We start from the raw sequence: 15,172 nt of genomic DNA, 5'->3' as shown, positions 1-15,172 counted from the left end.
TGGCCCCGTGCAAACCCCTCTACCGTGTGAGTCGTGAGAAGCAGCGGCCTCATCTACGCAGTCATCGTCGGGGCCTGGGCTGCCTATTTGGTGCCGATGTGGCTCCGTAGGCAGGACGAGCTCAACGAGGCCCGTCCGACCGAGCGCTTCAGCACCGCCATCCGGCTGCTGTCCGGACGCGCGGCGATGCAGCGCCGCTACGACAAGCGGCAAGGGGAGCACTCCGCCGACGATGCGGGCGACGAAGCGGACCCGGACGCTCCGGCCGACGAGGCCGCCGCCCGGGCCTTTGGCGACCCCGCCGCGGAGCCCGCCGAGGCCGGCCACACCCGGGTGCAGGCCGCCCCTCCGCGCCCCTCCGCCGCCGAGCGGACCAAGCGCGCCGAGGTCCTCGCCCGCCGCCGCCGCTCCATCACCATCCTGTTCCTCGCCTTCACCGTCGGCGCCATCGTCGCCGCGGTCGGCGGCCTCCCCTTCCTCTGGGCCCCCGCCCTCCCCGCCCTCCTCCTGACCGCGTACATCATTTATCTGCGCGCCCAGGAGCGGCGGCGCTTCACCTTCACCATGGACCGGCGCAAGGCGGAGGCCGCGGCCCAGCGACTGCGGGAGGGCCGGCGCCGCCCTCCCCAGGCGGCCGACCAGCCGCCCGCCGACGAGCACCCGGCCGAGACCGGCCCTGACATCCCGGCCGAGGCCGCCCCGGAACCGCCGCGCGCCGCGACCCCCGCCCACACCGCGGGCCGCCGCGCCCTGGTGGAGGAGACCGACCACGCCGAGTGGGTCGACCAGCAGCGCGAACGCGAGCGCCCCGCCCCCGGCAGCTGGGAGCCGGTCCCGGTCCCCCTCCCCACCTACGTCACCGCCCCGGTCGCCCCGCGCGCCACCAGCCACGTCGACCTGGACGCCGACGACGCCTGGAGCTCCGCCCGCTCCAGCGCCGCCGCCGACCGCCCCCACCACGACCCCCAGGCGGACCGCCCCACCCACCCCGGCCGCCGCGCCCGCGGCCGCACCCCCCTCTTCGACCAGTACGAGGACGAGGACCGCCCGCGCGCGGCGAACGAGTGACGGCCCTCCGCTGACCAGCACCGGAAGCGATTTCCGAGCACCGCGATCGAGATGCTAGAGTTTCATTCGTCGCAAGGGCCTGTGGCGCAGCTGGTAGCGCACCTCGTTCGCAACGAGGGGGTCAGGGGTTCGAATCCCCTCAGGTCCACACAGCAGGGCCGTTCGCGGGTTAGCCCGCGAACTGTTCACGAGATCCCGGTCAGACGGTCACCGTCTGACCGGGATCTCGGCGTTTGAGCTCCTGATTGTGTGAAAGTCAGCCTGCCGGGCCGCCGGGAAGCGCGGCGGCCCGCGTCGGAACGGACCGGGGGTCGGGATGCGGACATGCCGCGGGGACCGCAGGCGTGGAGGCAGGCTCCTGCGGTCTCGCGACGTGTCGATCTTCAATTACCCGGAACGTGCCCGTTCAGGGGCTACGGCTCAGCGCCTGGGAGCGGGGAGGGACCGTCAAACTGATGGTCGGGTAGGGCAGAAGGGCATCGTTCGGCCCGAGGTCGAGGCCGGTGATCGCGCTCTGCTTGCTCGCAGCCAGGTACTGCTCGAGTTCCTTGATGTTGTGGACCATGACGGTGATGGCGGACAGGAGGGCTTGGGCGACACGGCCACGGGGCTGACGTCTCTCGCGGGCGTGCAGGGCGGAGTCGACGGACTTCAGCCGCCCGTTGCCACCTTCGATGTGAGCACGCAACGTCTGGTAGGCCAGGGCCCAGGAGGGCGTCTGCCAAGGCAGCTCCTGACGCGTGCGGGGCATGACGTGCGCTTGCACGGTGACGGAGGACTGGCGGCAACATTTGGGGCGCTCGCCGAGCGGAATGGTCGGCGGCTCCACGGTGGGCCGACTGGCGGGGTGCGCGGTGCGCTCCCTACGGGCATCGAGGTTGATGACGACCGGTACGGGCCCCGTCTTCGGCGGTGTGCCGCGACCCTCACGCTCCTGCGCCCAAGGGCAGTTGAGCTTGGTGATGGGGCAGGCGAACCGCTCGGTGCCGCGATCGTCGAGCGTGTCCTTACGGGTGAGCGCGTACGCCTCGATCTCCTGCAGCCGCTCTCGGAGCGAGATGCGTTCACGCTCGTTCTTGGCGCTGCGGATCTGCGAGTACAGGTCGAGCAAACGGCGTGGGGTGAGGGGGCAGAAGAGCCGGCCGACTTTCGTGATCGCGCCCTGGTGATGGCCTTCCGCCTTGGCGGAGGTGACCTGGGGCTCAGTGAAGTCGAGCACGGGCATGTAGCCGAGGGCGCGCATCGGTCGGTGGAAGTTCTCGGGGAGGAGCTTGGTGTAAGCGCGGTCGGCCGCCGTGAAGCCACGGAGCTCGGTGAGTTGCGCCAGCACAGCGCTGACGTAGTGGGCGTGGCGGCCCATGTCCTTCTCGGGCGTGTGCAGCACCATGCCGAGGATCAGCTGGGGGTAGCGGCCGGCTCGGTCCGGGTCGGCGTGGGCCGCGATGGCGAGCGTGGCGCTGTAGCCGAACTCCCGGTCGCCGCCCCCCTTGTAATGCCAGTTGGCGCTCGCCTCCAGAGCCGAGCGCTTGCGTGTGTGGGGACGGGCCCAAGTTGGCACGCAGGTGGTGTCGATCGCAGTGTCGCCGCGCCAGTGACGCATCAGACCTTTCGCGAAGGCGATGCGGGCCGGGGCGGTGACCAGCCGGTTGGCGAGCTCTTCCAGACGGCGGAGCGCAGGCTGTCCGTGTTCACCGTTCCACTGAGAGGCCACTTTGCGACCTGCCGCCCTGGGCAGCCGACTGCGGCGCTGGTGCGGTGCAGCGTCCAGCAACCGGTTCATGCGGGTCCAGGCGCGGTGGAAGCGGTTGTAAAGCGCGTTGACCGCGTCCTGGTCCTCGATGTCGCAGGTCGGAATGGCGAGGTGGGCGCGCAGCCGCTCGCTGGTGCCGAACGTCATGATCTCGAAGGCGTCGTCGAGGTTGCTGCTGGTCCTTTCGTAGCTTGCACAGACCAAACCGAGCAGCACCAGACGGACGGGGTAGCCGGGCGGGCCTGGCAGCCCGGCAAACTGGGCCTCGATCATTTCAACGACGCCGCTCTGATGGAGCGTGCGCCGAAGCTTCATGACCTTGCTGTCGGCCATCTCGGACGGCTCGTGTGAGCGCGGGTACGGGCGGCGGGGGCGGCCGTTGCCAGGTTGATAGCGGGGGTCATCGGCGGGAGTTCTCATGCCGAGCCGCGCAGCATGCGGGCGGTGGCCGCGGTGGTGAGCGGGGGGACCGAAGCCCGGTAGGGGGCCAGGGCGGCGGTCGACTTCATGCCCGCCGCCCTGGCGATGACATCTTCTGGGACACGTTGACGCAGGAGCTCAACGATCCAGGTGCTGCGCAGCCGGGCCAGCTTCAGTTCGGGAAGCCCCGATGCACCCTTCAGCGTCCGCTTGGCCCAGTTGGACACACCGTTCTTCGGGTCGGCGACCTGGCGTTGGGGCAGGAACAGGTATCCGTCACCTGCGGCACACGCCCTTGCGGCGAGGGCCTCCTCCCACATCGCTCGGCAGACCACCAGCCGGTCGCTGCCTGGTACTGCGACGACCACCGCCTCCGACGGCAGCACGGTGATGTCGGTGCCGCGGGTGGCCAGTACCTCGCTACGTGCCAGTCCGCAGCCGGCGCCGAGGGCCAGCAGGGCCAGGGCGCTGCCGCCGAGGGTGGACGTAGGGGGCAGTGTGCGGGTCCACATCAGGTAGCGGGCGAGTTCCGGCGGGGTGTACGGGGCGGCGCGCTGGCGCTTGGCGCTCATTCGGGGCGTGGGCTGCTGGCCGTACTCCAACCACAGCAAAGCCTCGCGGATGCGCAGGAGGATGCTCCGGTACGTCTGGACGGAACTGCCTTCGAGTTTCGTCCGTGCGAGCAGGTAACGCGTCATCACCTCCGGCGCCAGCCAGGCCAGCGGGTCGCGGGCAATGCCGACGCGCTCGGCGTACACAGCCAGACCGGAGAGCGCCAGCATCACTTTCGGCACTGGATATGGGACGGAATCGCAGGTCGCGGCTGCCACCATGCGAACGCCATCGGCGACCAAGGGCCACTCGGATGGCTTTTCCAACGGCTGGTAGCCGAGGATCGCGCCGCTCATAGCCGTCTCCAAAGGAACACACCACGAAAAGTGGCTACACAACTGGCCACCTGTTTCGTGAGTGTGCACTTCGACAGTCAGGAGCGCATGCGCATGACCGGAGGGCGAGGACGTAGTAGGCCGCCGCGGGAGCTGGCTCGGGACCCGGAGAACTGGCCCGAGGCGACGTTCGTTGATCAGCCCCAGGCCAGGGTGGTGCAGGCGGTCGCACAAGCCCTGACCAGGCAAATGACCCTTCAGGGTCTGGGGCTGCGACGCGTCGCCGCTCTCAGCGGCGTCAACCGCCAGGCGGTCGCGAATCTCCTCGCCGGCAGTAGCTGGCCTGACGTGGCGACGTTGAGCCGTCTGGAGGACGGGCTCGGCGTGGGTCTCTACCCGGGTGTCAACGATCCGGGATCGATGCATTGCTGAACCTCCGGAACCCGCACGTCATGTGTACGGGCAGGACGGATTGGGCTCAGCACGCCACAGGTGGCCCGACGGTGGGCTACCCTCAAAAACGGCATGCAGAAGCCCCTAACCGGACTCACATGCTCGGTGCCGCCGAGACTGATCCCTTGGCGGCACCACCAAATCACCGTCCAGCGCCGTGCTGATCCTTCACGGCATCGGACGTGCTGCTAGGCACTGCTGCTTATCGATCCACCTCCGCCCCGGTGTACAGCCCCCGTCCGACCTGCTTCAGGTATCCCTTGTCCACCAGGCGGTTGAGCCGGTGACGCATCCGCTCGATGTCTGCACGAGGCGCACCCTTGTCGACGAGGGGGATGACGACGTCCTTGGGGCTCATCGGCCGATCCGCCGAGGCCACCAGAGTTACCACCTTCCGGTTCAGCTCGGTCAGCTGGTCAGAGGGCTTCGAGGCCTGCCGCCCGTCCGTCCTGCGCTGCTGCTGAGGAACCGGCTGCCTGTCGGAGTCCGACTCAGCGGCTTCTGCAGCGCCATCCGTGGAGGACTGAGCATGACCCACCCTGTTGCTTTCGGCTGATCCCCCACTCGCAGTCGGCTTCTGGGCGGGAACCTCTTCGAGAAGTTGCGCTGCAGTACGCCGCGTGATTGCAAGTGCCGCCAGCCGCTCCTCGGTCTCGGCGATCTCAGCGCGCAGCCGGGCAACCAACTCCCGAGCAGCGTGTTCCTCCGCGTCGAGACGATGGAAGAGCATCTCGCTCATTGCCGACCTCCCATCAAACTCCCTATGCGCAACCGTTGTTGTGCGCAGGCTCGCCCGCAAGCTTGCGTGCAAGCGTCACTCTAAAGCCACCGTGTGCCATCGCGCGGCCCCTTGCGCGATCTCACCTTCGCAAGAGAGGGGGACGCGCAAACCATTGCGTCGAAGGGGAGCTTGCGTAACCACAGTGGTGATGCTCTTCGGGGCGCTCGTCGTTCCCTGCGTCCCCCGTAGGGGCAGGGGCGCACGGATCTCTTGGTTCCGGGGTTGCGCCTGGTGGACTGGCCCTGCTGTGCGGATGGGGGCTTGTGTGAGATGAACGCCAACATGCAGCTCAATCGAGGGTGATTGGACCATCGGGCAGCCAGCCGTCGAGGTAGCCGTCGATCAGGGTCGCCGTGCTGTCGAGGTGGGGCTCCTGCAGGAGTGACGAGAGCATTTCTCGTGCTGCCCACACGACAGCCATCCCAGGCCGTCCTCGTCCATGGATCGAGTTGGAGGCCAAGGGAGCCCTGGCGCGAGCGAGGAACACATGCTCCTCCATCCGCGCCCGTGGCGCGCTGCTCGAGGGAACGGTGGCCCATCTTCGTCCAACAACTGGGCCCCATCGGATGGCCGTGCCACGGAAGCAACGTGTTCCCAGCCTCAGGGCGGCCTCGGCATAGGACTCGACCAGCCGGACCGGGGCACGGGGCAAGGTCCAGGGCTTGTGGACGGAATCAGAGAGTGGAAAGAGGGCTACGCGTTCTTGTCCATCGATCACGACGAGAGTCACTGTGCGATGGAAGCGGGGGCCGGGGAGATGCATGGAATTACCATCAGTGGTGGCTATATGAATAGCCAGCTCGGCTGGGCTGGATGGCGGAGGGTGCTGCCGAAGGAGTAGGTCGGTCACCAGTCCCTGCTTCGGGCGGACGCGAATGCGCCTTCGCGATCGCTCTCCGCTGACCTCCCTACCGCTTTGCCGTGTGGTCTAGCAGGCGTCGGCGGGTTCCGTCGCGTTCAGCCCGGCAGCGGTGATCTCGTCGTGTGCGGTAGCGCCCATGAACATCCCTCCCCATGCGGCGCCCATGGACGCTGCGACGGTGAGCCGCTCGGCTCCGGTGAAAAACCATCAAGGCGTGTGGGTAGCCAACGCTCCGACCAACTCGCCGACCTCCGCTTGCCAGATGCGGACCTGGTCCTGTGTGGGTCCGATCTCGTATTGGTGGTAGTGGCACCCCAGGCAGAGGTGTGACCAGACGGCGTTGGTGCGGCGGGCGGTCTCCGCTGCGGTGTAGCAGCGGAGGCACAGCATCTTGGCCCGCATCGTGGTGTCGGCGAGCCCCGGCACCGCGGCGTCGACCGCGAGGTCGACGGAAATCTCCAGGGCGGTTCGAAGAGCGAGCGAGGCTCCGCGGTGGCAGCCGGCGGCCGTGGCACCCAGGCCGGCGACAAGCAACCGGTCAGCGGTCAGGAGGAACTCCTCGACAGAGGCAGTGGGAGTGCTCATCACGCGGTCACCTCCGGCTTGCGCACCTTCTGCGCCATGGTCTCGATGTCGTCGACGAATCGGTGGGGGGCGATGATCTGAGTCCCGGCGGCGTGGGCACCGCTCTGGCACTGCTTGAGGAGTTCCACCGCACGTGGCCCGCAAAGGGTGCGCAGTTCCCGGTAGACATCGCCGGTCCGCCCGGCGTCGCCGAACAGGGCCAGCGCCGCGACCTTCAGGAGCTTGTCGGCTTCGCCGACGGCCGCCTGCAGTGCGTGCTCGGGTGCGCCGGCGCGGTGGTGCCGGATCCAGGCGGCCTCGAGGAAGGCGTTCTCCAGAGCGATACGGCACAGGCTGGGCAGCACGTGGGTCCGTGCCGCCGTCGGCAGGTCACTGGTACTGGCGATGGCCCGCGCGTCGTCGAGCGCCTGCCGTACCGGGTCGGTCACCGGCTTGACCTTCACCTTGGACGATTTGGCCCGCTCGACCTCGAACACCGTCACGGGCAGATCCTGGCTGGTGAACGCTCGCTGGAGCCGGGTGTCGTGGGTGAACACGACGACCTGCCGATGCTCGCCGAGCTCGTGCAGGACTTGGGCGAGTCCGTTGACCTTGGCGGGGTCCATGGACTGCACGGGGTCGTCGATGACGATGAAGCCGAACGGACTGTCGGCGGTGGCGGCCCTGGGCAGAAACAGGGACAGCGCGAGGGAGTGCTGCTCGCCCTGGCTCATGACGCTGAGCGCCGAGGCCTCCTGGCCGTCGACGGAGACGTCCATGACGAGCTTGCGGACAGTGGCCTTCTCGCTGCCCTTCAGACTCACGGCCTTGAGATCAATGTTGCTCTCCTGGCGGAGCCGCTCCCAGATCCGCTGCGACTGGTCGGCGAAGCCTTCCATGCGCTGTTCCCGCAACCCGGCGGCCAGCGCCTTGATCCAGGTGCTCGCCTTCCGGATGTCCCGCAGCCGAGGCTTGTTCGCCGCCACGGCACGGGCCCCCTCCGCCCAGCCCGCCAGGCGGGTGACGAGCCTGCGCCAGCGTTCGTCCCGCTTCTCCAGCTCCCTGATGGCGTTCTCCTTGACCGCGGCGCAGGCATCGGCCAGGGGCGCGGCGGCCTCGTGGGTGCGCCGGGCGAGCTCGCCGGGATCACTGATCGTCCGGCAGGCGGTCCAGGCGCACCACGGGTCGGTGAGGGCGACGGGGATCCGCCGGGGCGTGTGAACGAGGTCCTGCACGGCCTGTGTGGCCGACCGGAGTTCGCTGCGCGCGCCCGCGGCTGCCTCTGCCTCCTGTCGCAGTGCGGCGATCTGGGCTATGGCCTCCGCGGCCCATGCCGCGTCCAGCATCCCGGCGGTCCCGCACACGGGGCAGTAGGCCGCGTCGGGGTGACGGTCGTTGTGCGCCACAGCCCGTTCGATAAGTTCTGCACGCTGCAGAGCGTCCTCGGCGCCGGTGCCGCGCAGGTCCTCGACGTCGGCGAGAGCCTTGCGCAGGCGGTCCACGGCCGTGCGGACCTGCGGCATCTCGGGTCCCTGTACGTCGGCCTCGGCGCGCAGCCCGGCGAGCAGGCCATCGTCCGTGTCGGCGGGCACACCGGCGACCAGGGCTTCAATGGTCGAGAAGTCGGGGGTTCCCGCCGTGTCGACGGCGACGAGTGCCTGGACCGCGCGGTCGTCGTCCTCCAGCTCGTACAGGGCCTCCTTGAGGCCCGGCAGCTCCGCCTTCGCCGCCTTCTCCGCGTCTTCGAGCGCCTTCGCCTCCTGACGGAGCCGGCCGTCGGCGGCGCTGAGCTGCCCCAGGCCGAGGATGGTGGCGATGGCGTCGTACATCTCGGAGGGCTTGCCACTGATCATGCGGTCGAGATCGACGTACGACAGGAAGGGTCGGAAGTCCCGCAGGGCCTGCTTCCAGTCCACCTGGTCCAGGTGTGCGCGCCCGTGTCCGGGCCGCTTGAGCTCGGCCTGGGAGTCGTCGAAGGCGTCGCCCTCCCAGGTGCGGGTAAGGGTGCTGCGGCCGGTGTCGCCCTCGATGGCGAGCTTGACCTCGATCTCCGGCCTGCCGTCGGTGTCATGGAGGTTGCGCCAGTTGCTGCTGCGCATCGCGTGCTGCCCCTGCCACCGCATGTTCACGCCGGTGAAGGCCGTCTCGATGCTCTCGGCGATGCTGGACTTGCCGGAGCCGTTGCGGCCGACGACCAGGTTCACGCCGGGCCGGGGGCTGAGCTTGAGCAAGGCGCGCGGTCCGATGCCGCGGAACCGGGCGACGGCGACGGACTCGAGGTAGATCCGGCCGATCGGGGAGGTCCCGCGAGTCTCGCTCTCGCCCAGTGCCTCCTTCAGGAGCGCCTTCACGGGCTCGGTGAGTGCCGCCTCTGCCAGGCGGGCTTCCACCAGACCGGCCACGGGCACGGGCTGGTCGGCGGGGGACGGCTGAGCAGGGTCGGTGGGGTCGTCCGCGTTCCGCTGGGGCTGTTCCGTCACAGTCATGTGCTGTCTCCTGGGGGCGGGATGCTGGTTCGGAGGATGGGGCGGACACCGGCACGCGGTCGGTGAGGTTGCCCCCGGCGTTCGCGTCGGGTGGGGCGGTGAGAAGCGATCGGGAGAGATCGGATGCGTGGCGCGGTACGGCGACAGGGCGCTCCACAGCGCGGTTGAGCAGTCGGCGCCCTGCCGCCACTCGGAAGCATGGCCAGATAAGCATGACACTGAAAGCACCGTCAAACGATTTGTCGAAGTTGACGACCGTTGTAATCTGTTAACCGTCCCCATCCGACTGGCCCGAGAGGTACGGAACCCCACGCCATGCCCCAGCAGCCACCAGCCCAACTGGCCCCCTCTGCGCACGTGACAGCCGCCGAAATCTCCCGCATCGCAGGGGTCACGCGCGCCACCGTCAGCAACTGGCGCCGCCGCCACGACGACTTCCCGGCCCCCAGCGCGGGCACAGAAACCAGCCCGCTCTACGACCTGCCGGCCGTCCAGGCATGGCTGCGGGGACGCGGGCACACCTCCACCGCCTCGCCGACCGAGGAGCTGCGTACGGCGCTACGGCTGCTGGGACCCGGCTCGGGAGTGGCCGCGCGACTGTTCCCGCTGGTAGCTGCCACGTCCCGTCGCACGCCGCAGGAGCTGGCAGAACTCGCCGCCGTGCCCGACGACCAGCTGATCGCCCGAGCGGAGAAGACCGCGGGCGAGTTCCCGGCTGCCGTGCCCGAGGCCGAGCCGGTCCGCTACGGCCCGGCCGACGCGGACGCGGTCCGCGCGCTGCTGGGTTGCGTCCGTGAGGCGGGGGCACAGGCCGCCGCCGACGTCCTCGCCGAACGCGAACTGGACGAGGGCGCCGCCAGCGGCGTTTACCAGACCCCGGAGGGCCTGGCCCTGCTCATGGCACGGCTACTGCCCGCCGGCACGTCCCGCGTCCTCGACCCCGCCTGCGGCAGCGGCACGCTCCTCGCCGCCGCCGCCCGGCAGGGCGCGCGGGAACTGTTCGGGCAGGACTCGCTCCCCGTCCAGGGCCGGCGCACCGCGGTCCGGCTGCTGCTCGCCGCACCCGAGGTTGAGACGGCGATCCGCGTCGGCGACAGCCTGCGCGCCGACGCCTTCCCCGACGTCACCGTGGACGCCGTCCTGTGCAACCCGCCGTTCGCCGACCGGGATTGGGGTCACGACGAGCTGGCCTACGACCCGAGGTGGGCGTACGGACTCCCACCACGCTTCGAATCCGAACTGGCCTGGGTGCAGCACGCCCTCGCGCACCTGGAGCCCGGCGGCCACGCGGTCATGCTGCTGCCGCCCGCGCTCGCCTTCCGCTCCTCCGGCCGCCGTGTCCGCGCGGAACTCATCCGCAGCGGGGCCCTGCGCGCCGTCGTCTCCCTTCCCGCACGTGCCGCGTATCCGCTCCACATCGGCCTGCAAATCTGGGTGTTCCAACGCCCCGAACCGGGCGGCACGGACCGTACAACGGTGCTGTTCGTCGACGGGGAGGGCGAGCAGCGGGACGGCGCCACGCACACGCCGACCGCCACCGATACGGCCACGGCCGGCGCCGGCACCCGCGGCGGCTCACGCCCCCGCCGATCCGGCTCCTCCTCTTCCGCCACCTCCTCCGCCCCTGCCTCTGCCGCCTCCGCCGCCTCCTTCGAATGGGCGGGGCTGACCGACCGGGTCCTCGGCCAGTGGGTCGCGTTCACCACCGCACCCGACACCTACGCCGACGAGCCCGGCGTCGCCCGCGCGGTGCCGCTCGTCGACCTTCTTGACGACGTCGTCGACGTCACCCCGGCCCGTCATGTGCGGGCGACCGCGGCCGACATCGACCCGGTCGCCCTGACCCGCCGCGTCCACGAACTGCACGAGCAACTGGCAGAACAGATCGACGCCTTGTCAGCCGCCTCCGCGTCCGGCGGGTGGCTGCCGTCCGGGGACTCGGCCCGCGAGTGGCGTACGGCCACCGTCTCCGATCTGGCACGCGGCGGGGCCCTGACCGTGCTGCGGGCGGCCCCGTCCGGCACACGAGGCTCCAAGGGCTCCGCCACCCCCACCGTGGACCGGCCGGTGCTCACCGCCTCGGACATCTCCGCCGGACGCCCCCCATCCAGCAGGGCCGTCGACCTCCACGCGGACGCTGCACAACCCGTCGCCGCCGGGGACGTCCTCGTACGCGCCGTCGCGGGCGGCGGCGACTCGACCGCGATGACCCGGGTCGCGGACGACCGGGACGCCGAAGCCCTGCTCGGTCAGCACATTCACCTCCTGCGCCCCGACCCGGCCCGCCTCGACCCGTGGTTCCTGGCCGGGTTCCTCGGCGCCGAGGACAACATCGCCTCCGCGTCCACCGGCTCCACCCTCGTGCACGTCACACCGGGCCGCCTGCGCGTACCACTGCTGCCCCTGGAGGAACAGCGGCGCTACGGGGAGGCCTTCCGCCGCGTGCACGAGCTCCGCGCGGCCGTCCGCCGAACCGCCGTCCTCGCCGCCGACACCGCGGCCACCCTGACCACCGGCATCACCGCCGGCGTACTCCTACCGCCGAACACCCCGGATACCCCAGACAGCCGTTCCACCTGAAAAGCCCCCCACGTCCGACCCCACACGACCACACTGGATCTCTGCCGTCCCCCGCCCGGACGGCGCTCTTCGGAAGGAAGCCGGGACCTCTTGAACAGCAGCAAGCACACGGAGTTGGCGAACCACGCCTGGTCCGTCGCCGATCTCCTGCGCGGCGACTACAAGCAGTCCGACTACGGCAAGGTCATCCTGCCGTTCACCGTGCTGCGCCGCCTGGAGTGCGTCCTGGAGCCGACGCGCGAGAAGGTCGTCGAGACCGTAGCCAGGTTCGCGGGCCAGGACATCGACACCGGCCACTTCCTGCGCAGGGCTTCGGGCCACTCCTTCTACAACAAGAGCGACCTCACGCTGCGGAAGATCGCGGCCGACCCACAGAACGCGGCGAAGAACCTGCAGATCTACGTCGGCGCCTTCTCCGACAACGCCCGTGAGGTCCTCGACAAGTACGAGTTCAACCAGCAAGTTAGGAAGCTCGACGGAGCGAACCTGCTCTACCAGGTCATCGGCACGTTCACCGACCTCGACCTGCACCCCGATGTCGTGCCCAACCACAACATGGGTTACATCTTCGAGGAGTTGATCCGCCGCTTCGCCGAGCAGTCGAACGAGACCGCGGGTGAGCACTTCACCCCGCGCGAGGTCATCAAACTGATGGTCAACCTGCTGGTGGCACCCGACGCGGACGCCCTCAGCGTGCCCGGTGTCGTCCGCACGGTCATGGACCCGGCCTGCGGCACGGGCGGCATGCTCAGCGCCGCCGACGACCGCATCAAGGCCCTCAACCCGGACGCGACGGTCGAGGTGTACGGGCAGGAGCTCAACCCCGAGTCCTGGGCGATCTGCCGCTCCGACCTCATGATCAAGGGCCAGGACCCGGAGAACATCCGCTTCGGCAACTCCTTCTCCGACGACGGCCACGCCCGCCGGAAGTTCGACTACATCCTCGCCAACCCGCCGTTCGGCGTGGAGTGGAAGAAGGTCAAGGAGGACGTCGAGTACGAGCACAAGTCGCTCGGCGACGCCGGCCGCTTCGGCGCGGGCCTGCCGCGCATCAACGACGGCTCGCTGCTCTTCCTCCAGCACATGATCTCCAAGATGAAGCCGGTGGACGTGAACGGCGGTGGCGGCTCCCGCATCGCCATCGTCTTCAACGGCTCACCGCTGTTCACGGGCGCGGCCGAGTCCGGCGAGTCCAACATCCGCCGCTGGATTCTCGAGAACGACTGGCTGGAGGCGGTCGTCGCCCTCCCGGACCAGCTCTTCTACAACACCGGCATCTCCACTTACTTCTGGATCCTCACCAACCGCAAGAACGCCGACCACAAGGGCAAGGTCGTCCTGCTGGACGCGCGCGACCAGTGGCAGAAGATGCGCAAGTCGCTCGGCGACAAGCGCAAGGAGCTCGGCGACGGGACGAACGGCCGCCCCGACCACATCGGCGCCATCACCCGGCTGTACGCGGAGGCCGTCCAGGTCGCCAAGGACCCCGAGCACCCGCTGCACGGCAAGGTCAAGGTCTTCGCCAACGAGGACTTCGGCTACCAGCGCATCACCGTCGAACGCCCGCTGAAGCTCCGCTTCGAGGTCACGGAGGAGACGTTGGCGGCGCTCGCGGAAGCCAAGCCGGTGGCGAAGCTGGAGCGGAGCGAAGAGTTCGTCGCGGCGGTGCGCACGGTGCTCGGCTCGTCCTGGACGACGAAGTCCGAGGCGCTCATCGCGCTCAAGGACGCGGTGGTCGCGGCCGGCCTGACCTGGCCGTCGGGAGCGTCGTTCGCGAAGGCGGTACGGGAGGCGGTCGGGGTCCGTGACCCCGAGGGCGAGGTCCAGAAGGTCAAGGGCGCGTCGGAGCCGGATACGGACCTGCGGGACTACGAGAACGTCCCGCTCGGCGAGGACGTCGAGGACTACCTCAAGCGCGAGGTGCTGCCGCACGTGCCGGACGCGTGGATCGACCACACGAAGACGAAGGTCGGCTACGAGGTCCCGTTCACGCGGCACTTCTACGTTTACAAGCCGCCGAGGCCGCTGGCGGAGATCGACGCGGAGTTGAAGTCGCTGGAAGCCGAGATTCAGGCGCTGTTGGGTGAGGTGACGGACTAGTGGTCGAGTACTCAGTGACACCGCTCCGGTATCTACTTCGTCCTGTAGAGCGGACGGGCTTTCCATCGGCCGATGTCTTGTCCGTCTATCGCGATCATGGGGTCATTCCGAAAGAATCACGCACTGACAACTACAACAAGACTCCTTTGAACCTCTCTCGCTACCAACTCGTACAGGCTGGCGACCTCGTAGTCAACAAGATGAAGGCGTGGCAAGGGTCGCTCGGTGTCTCCGCATACGGAGGCATCGTTAGTCCAGATTACTTGGTCTGCGAGGTGAGTCCCAGAGTTCACTCCCGGTACCTTCACCACTTGCTCAGGTCTCATTTTCTGATTGGCGAGTTCAAGTCGCGATCAAAGGGGATTCGCCCAGCGCAATGGCGTCTTTACTGGGAAGATTTGGCGAAGGTAGAAGTGTCCCTTCCTCCAGTGAAGGAGCAGCGCCGCATTGCCGATTTCCTCGACGCCGAGACCACCCGGCTGAGCCAGATTGAAGGCCTGGTAAAAAAGGCTGGGCAGCTGGCGGTAGCTCGCCGCACGGCCGTCATTGACGCGGAACTTGGAGCACTTTCCGACGACTGTGTCGCACCTGTGACCAGCGCATGCGAGCTGGTCTTGGACTGTGTCAACAAGACTGCCCCAATCGAAGCTGGCGAGACTCCATATCGCATGCTCCGAACGTCTAACGTCCGAGATGGGCAAGTAAACGTCGACGACACCTATCGGGTCTCGGAAGAGACGTTCAAAAAATGGAATCGGCGCGGTGCCCCTCAGATCGGTGATGTCCTGTTCACTAGGCAAGCCCCCGTCGGTGAAGCTGGACTCCTCAGTTCTGACGCACCTGTGTTCCTTGGGCAACAGGTCATGCTGTACCGCCCAAATGAACTACGTACGATCCCCGAGTTTCTCTTGTATAACTTTTTGAGTTCTTTCATGAAGCGGCAGTTCGAACTAGCCAGTGACGGTGCTGCGCACTCGCACATGCGAGTTCACGACTGCTTGAAGCTGCGCATCTACTACCCACCTCTCGACAAGCAGCGTCGAATCGTTGGTCGAGTAAGTAGAGCGCTGGATCATGCTGACAGGCTACGGGCAGCTACGGCGAAGCAGGCTGACCTGCTGGCGGAACGCCGCCAAGCCCTCATCACCGCCGCCGTAACCGGCCAGTTCGACGTCTCCACCGCCAGCGGACGCAACGTAACGGACGGAGTGAGCGCGTAGC

At 68.5% G+C, this 15,172-nt stretch carries 11 protein-coding genes and 1 tRNA gene; 6 read left to right on the top strand and 6 right to left on the bottom strand.

The window, feature by feature from the left end; all coding sequences use genetic code 11:
- Positions 1-33: 33 nt before the first annotated feature.
- The gene (locus QT196_RS16670) at positions 34-1,068 is read left to right on the top strand and encodes a hypothetical protein (protein ID WP_290355169.1); all 1,035 of its coding nucleotides are present in this window, start codon (positions 34-36) and stop codon (positions 1,066-1,068) included.
- 75 nt (positions 1,069-1,143) lie between these two features.
- Positions 1,144-1,216, top strand: a tRNA-Ala gene (locus tag QT196_RS16665).
- A gap of 258 nt (positions 1,217-1,474) precedes the next feature.
- Here the strand turns inward: QT196_RS16665 and QT196_RS16660 are convergent.
- Together QT196_RS16660 and QT196_RS16655 are read right to left on the bottom strand one after the other, a co-directional pair.
- On the bottom strand, positions 1,475-3,151 hold the full coding sequence (locus QT196_RS16660; RefSeq protein ID WP_290355168.1) for a hypothetical protein: 1,677 nt from the start codon (positions 3,149-3,151) through the stop codon (positions 1,475-1,477).
- Between the two features lie 83 nt (positions 3,152-3,234).
- Positions 3,235-4,146, bottom strand: coding sequence for a hypothetical protein (locus QT196_RS16655; RefSeq protein ID WP_290355167.1), 912 nt, complete (start codon positions 4,144-4,146; stop codon positions 3,235-3,237).
- Between the two features lie 30 nt (positions 4,147-4,176).
- On the opposite strand from QT196_RS16655, the gene QT196_RS16650 reads away from it, so the two are divergent.
- Positions 4,177-4,557 (top strand): helix-turn-helix transcriptional regulator, encoded by a 381-nt coding sequence (locus QT196_RS16650; protein WP_285506083.1) that lies wholly within the window; start codon positions 4,177-4,179, stop codon positions 4,555-4,557.
- A 223-nt stretch (positions 4,558-4,780) separates the two neighbouring features.
- On the opposite strand, the gene QT196_RS16645 is transcribed toward QT196_RS16650, so the two are convergent.
- The 4 genes from QT196_RS16645 to QT196_RS16630 form a co-directional block, all read right to left on the bottom strand.
- On the bottom strand, positions 4,781-5,317 hold the full coding sequence (locus QT196_RS16645; RefSeq protein ID WP_290355166.1) for a hypothetical protein: 537 nt from the start codon (positions 5,315-5,317) through the stop codon (positions 4,781-4,783).
- A 331-nt stretch (positions 5,318-5,648) separates the two neighbouring features.
- Complete coding sequence (locus tag QT196_RS16640; RefSeq protein ID WP_290355165.1) at positions 5,649-5,780, bottom strand: hypothetical protein; 132 nt, start codon at positions 5,778-5,780, stop codon at positions 5,649-5,651.
- 648 nt (positions 5,781-6,428) lie between these two features.
- Complete coding sequence (locus tag QT196_RS16635; protein WP_290355164.1) at positions 6,429-6,806, bottom strand: hypothetical protein; 378 nt, start codon at positions 6,804-6,806, stop codon at positions 6,429-6,431.
- Complete coding sequence (locus QT196_RS16630) at positions 6,806-9,271, bottom strand: AAA family ATPase (protein ID WP_290355163.1); 2,466 nt, start codon at positions 9,269-9,271, stop codon at positions 6,806-6,808. The genes QT196_RS16635 and QT196_RS16630 overlap by 1 nt, the downstream gene beginning before the upstream one ends.
- A 357-nt stretch (positions 9,272-9,628) precedes the next feature.
- On the opposite strand from QT196_RS16630, the gene QT196_RS16625 reads away from it, so the two are divergent.
- The 3 genes from QT196_RS16625 (at position 9,629) to QT196_RS16615 (ending at position 15,171) form a co-directional block, all read left to right on the top strand.
- On the top strand, positions 9,629-11,851 hold the full coding sequence (locus QT196_RS16625; protein WP_290355162.1) for an N-6 DNA methylase: 2,223 nt from the start codon (positions 9,629-9,631) through the stop codon (positions 11,849-11,851).
- A gap of 90 nt (positions 11,852-11,941) precedes the next feature.
- Entirely contained in the window at positions 11,942-13,951 is a 2,010-nt protein-coding gene (locus QT196_RS16620; RefSeq protein WP_290355161.1) for a class I SAM-dependent DNA methyltransferase, read from the top strand.
- Positions 13,951-15,171 (top strand): restriction endonuclease subunit S, encoded by a 1,221-nt coding sequence (locus QT196_RS16615; RefSeq protein ID WP_290355160.1) that lies wholly within the window; start codon positions 13,951-13,953, stop codon positions 15,169-15,171. The genes QT196_RS16620 and QT196_RS16615 overlap by 1 nt, the downstream gene beginning before the upstream one ends.
- Position 15,172: the final 1 nt, after the last annotated feature.

It is taken from the genome of Streptomyces sp. P9-2B-2 (assembly GCF_030406865.1).
In the GTDB taxonomy this organism is placed as follows: Bacteria; Actinomycetota; Actinomycetes; order Streptomycetales; family Streptomycetaceae; genus Streptomyces; species Streptomyces platensis.
Note: the sequence above shows the minus strand (reverse complement) of the source record. Positions and strands in the feature narration are given on the sequence as shown.

What these genes read in the sequence shown, in the direction of transcription:
- QT196_RS16660 (WP_290355168.1), bottom strand. Translation starts at nt 3,151, where the DNA reads ATGGCCGACAGCAAGGTCATGAAGCTTCGGCGCACGCTCCATCAGAGC.
- QT196_RS16655 (WP_290355167.1), bottom strand. Translation starts at nt 4,146, where the DNA reads ATGAGCGGCGCGATCCTCGGCTACCAGCCGTTGGAAAAGCCATCCGAG.
- QT196_RS16645 (WP_290355166.1), bottom strand. Translation starts at nt 5,317, where the DNA reads ATGAGCGAGATGCTCTTCCATCGTCTCGACGCGGAGGAACACGCTGCT.
- QT196_RS16640 (WP_290355165.1), bottom strand. Translation starts at nt 5,780, where the DNA reads ATGGCTGTCGTGTGGGCAGCACGAGAAATGCTCTCGTCACTCCTGCAG.
- QT196_RS16635 (WP_290355164.1), bottom strand. Translation starts at nt 6,806, where the DNA reads ATGAGCACTCCCACTGCCTCTGTCGAGGAGTTCCTCCTGACCGCTGAC.
- QT196_RS16630 (WP_290355163.1), bottom strand. Translation starts at nt 9,271, where the DNA reads ATGACTGTGACGGAACAGCCCCAGCGGAACGCGGACGACCCCACCGAC.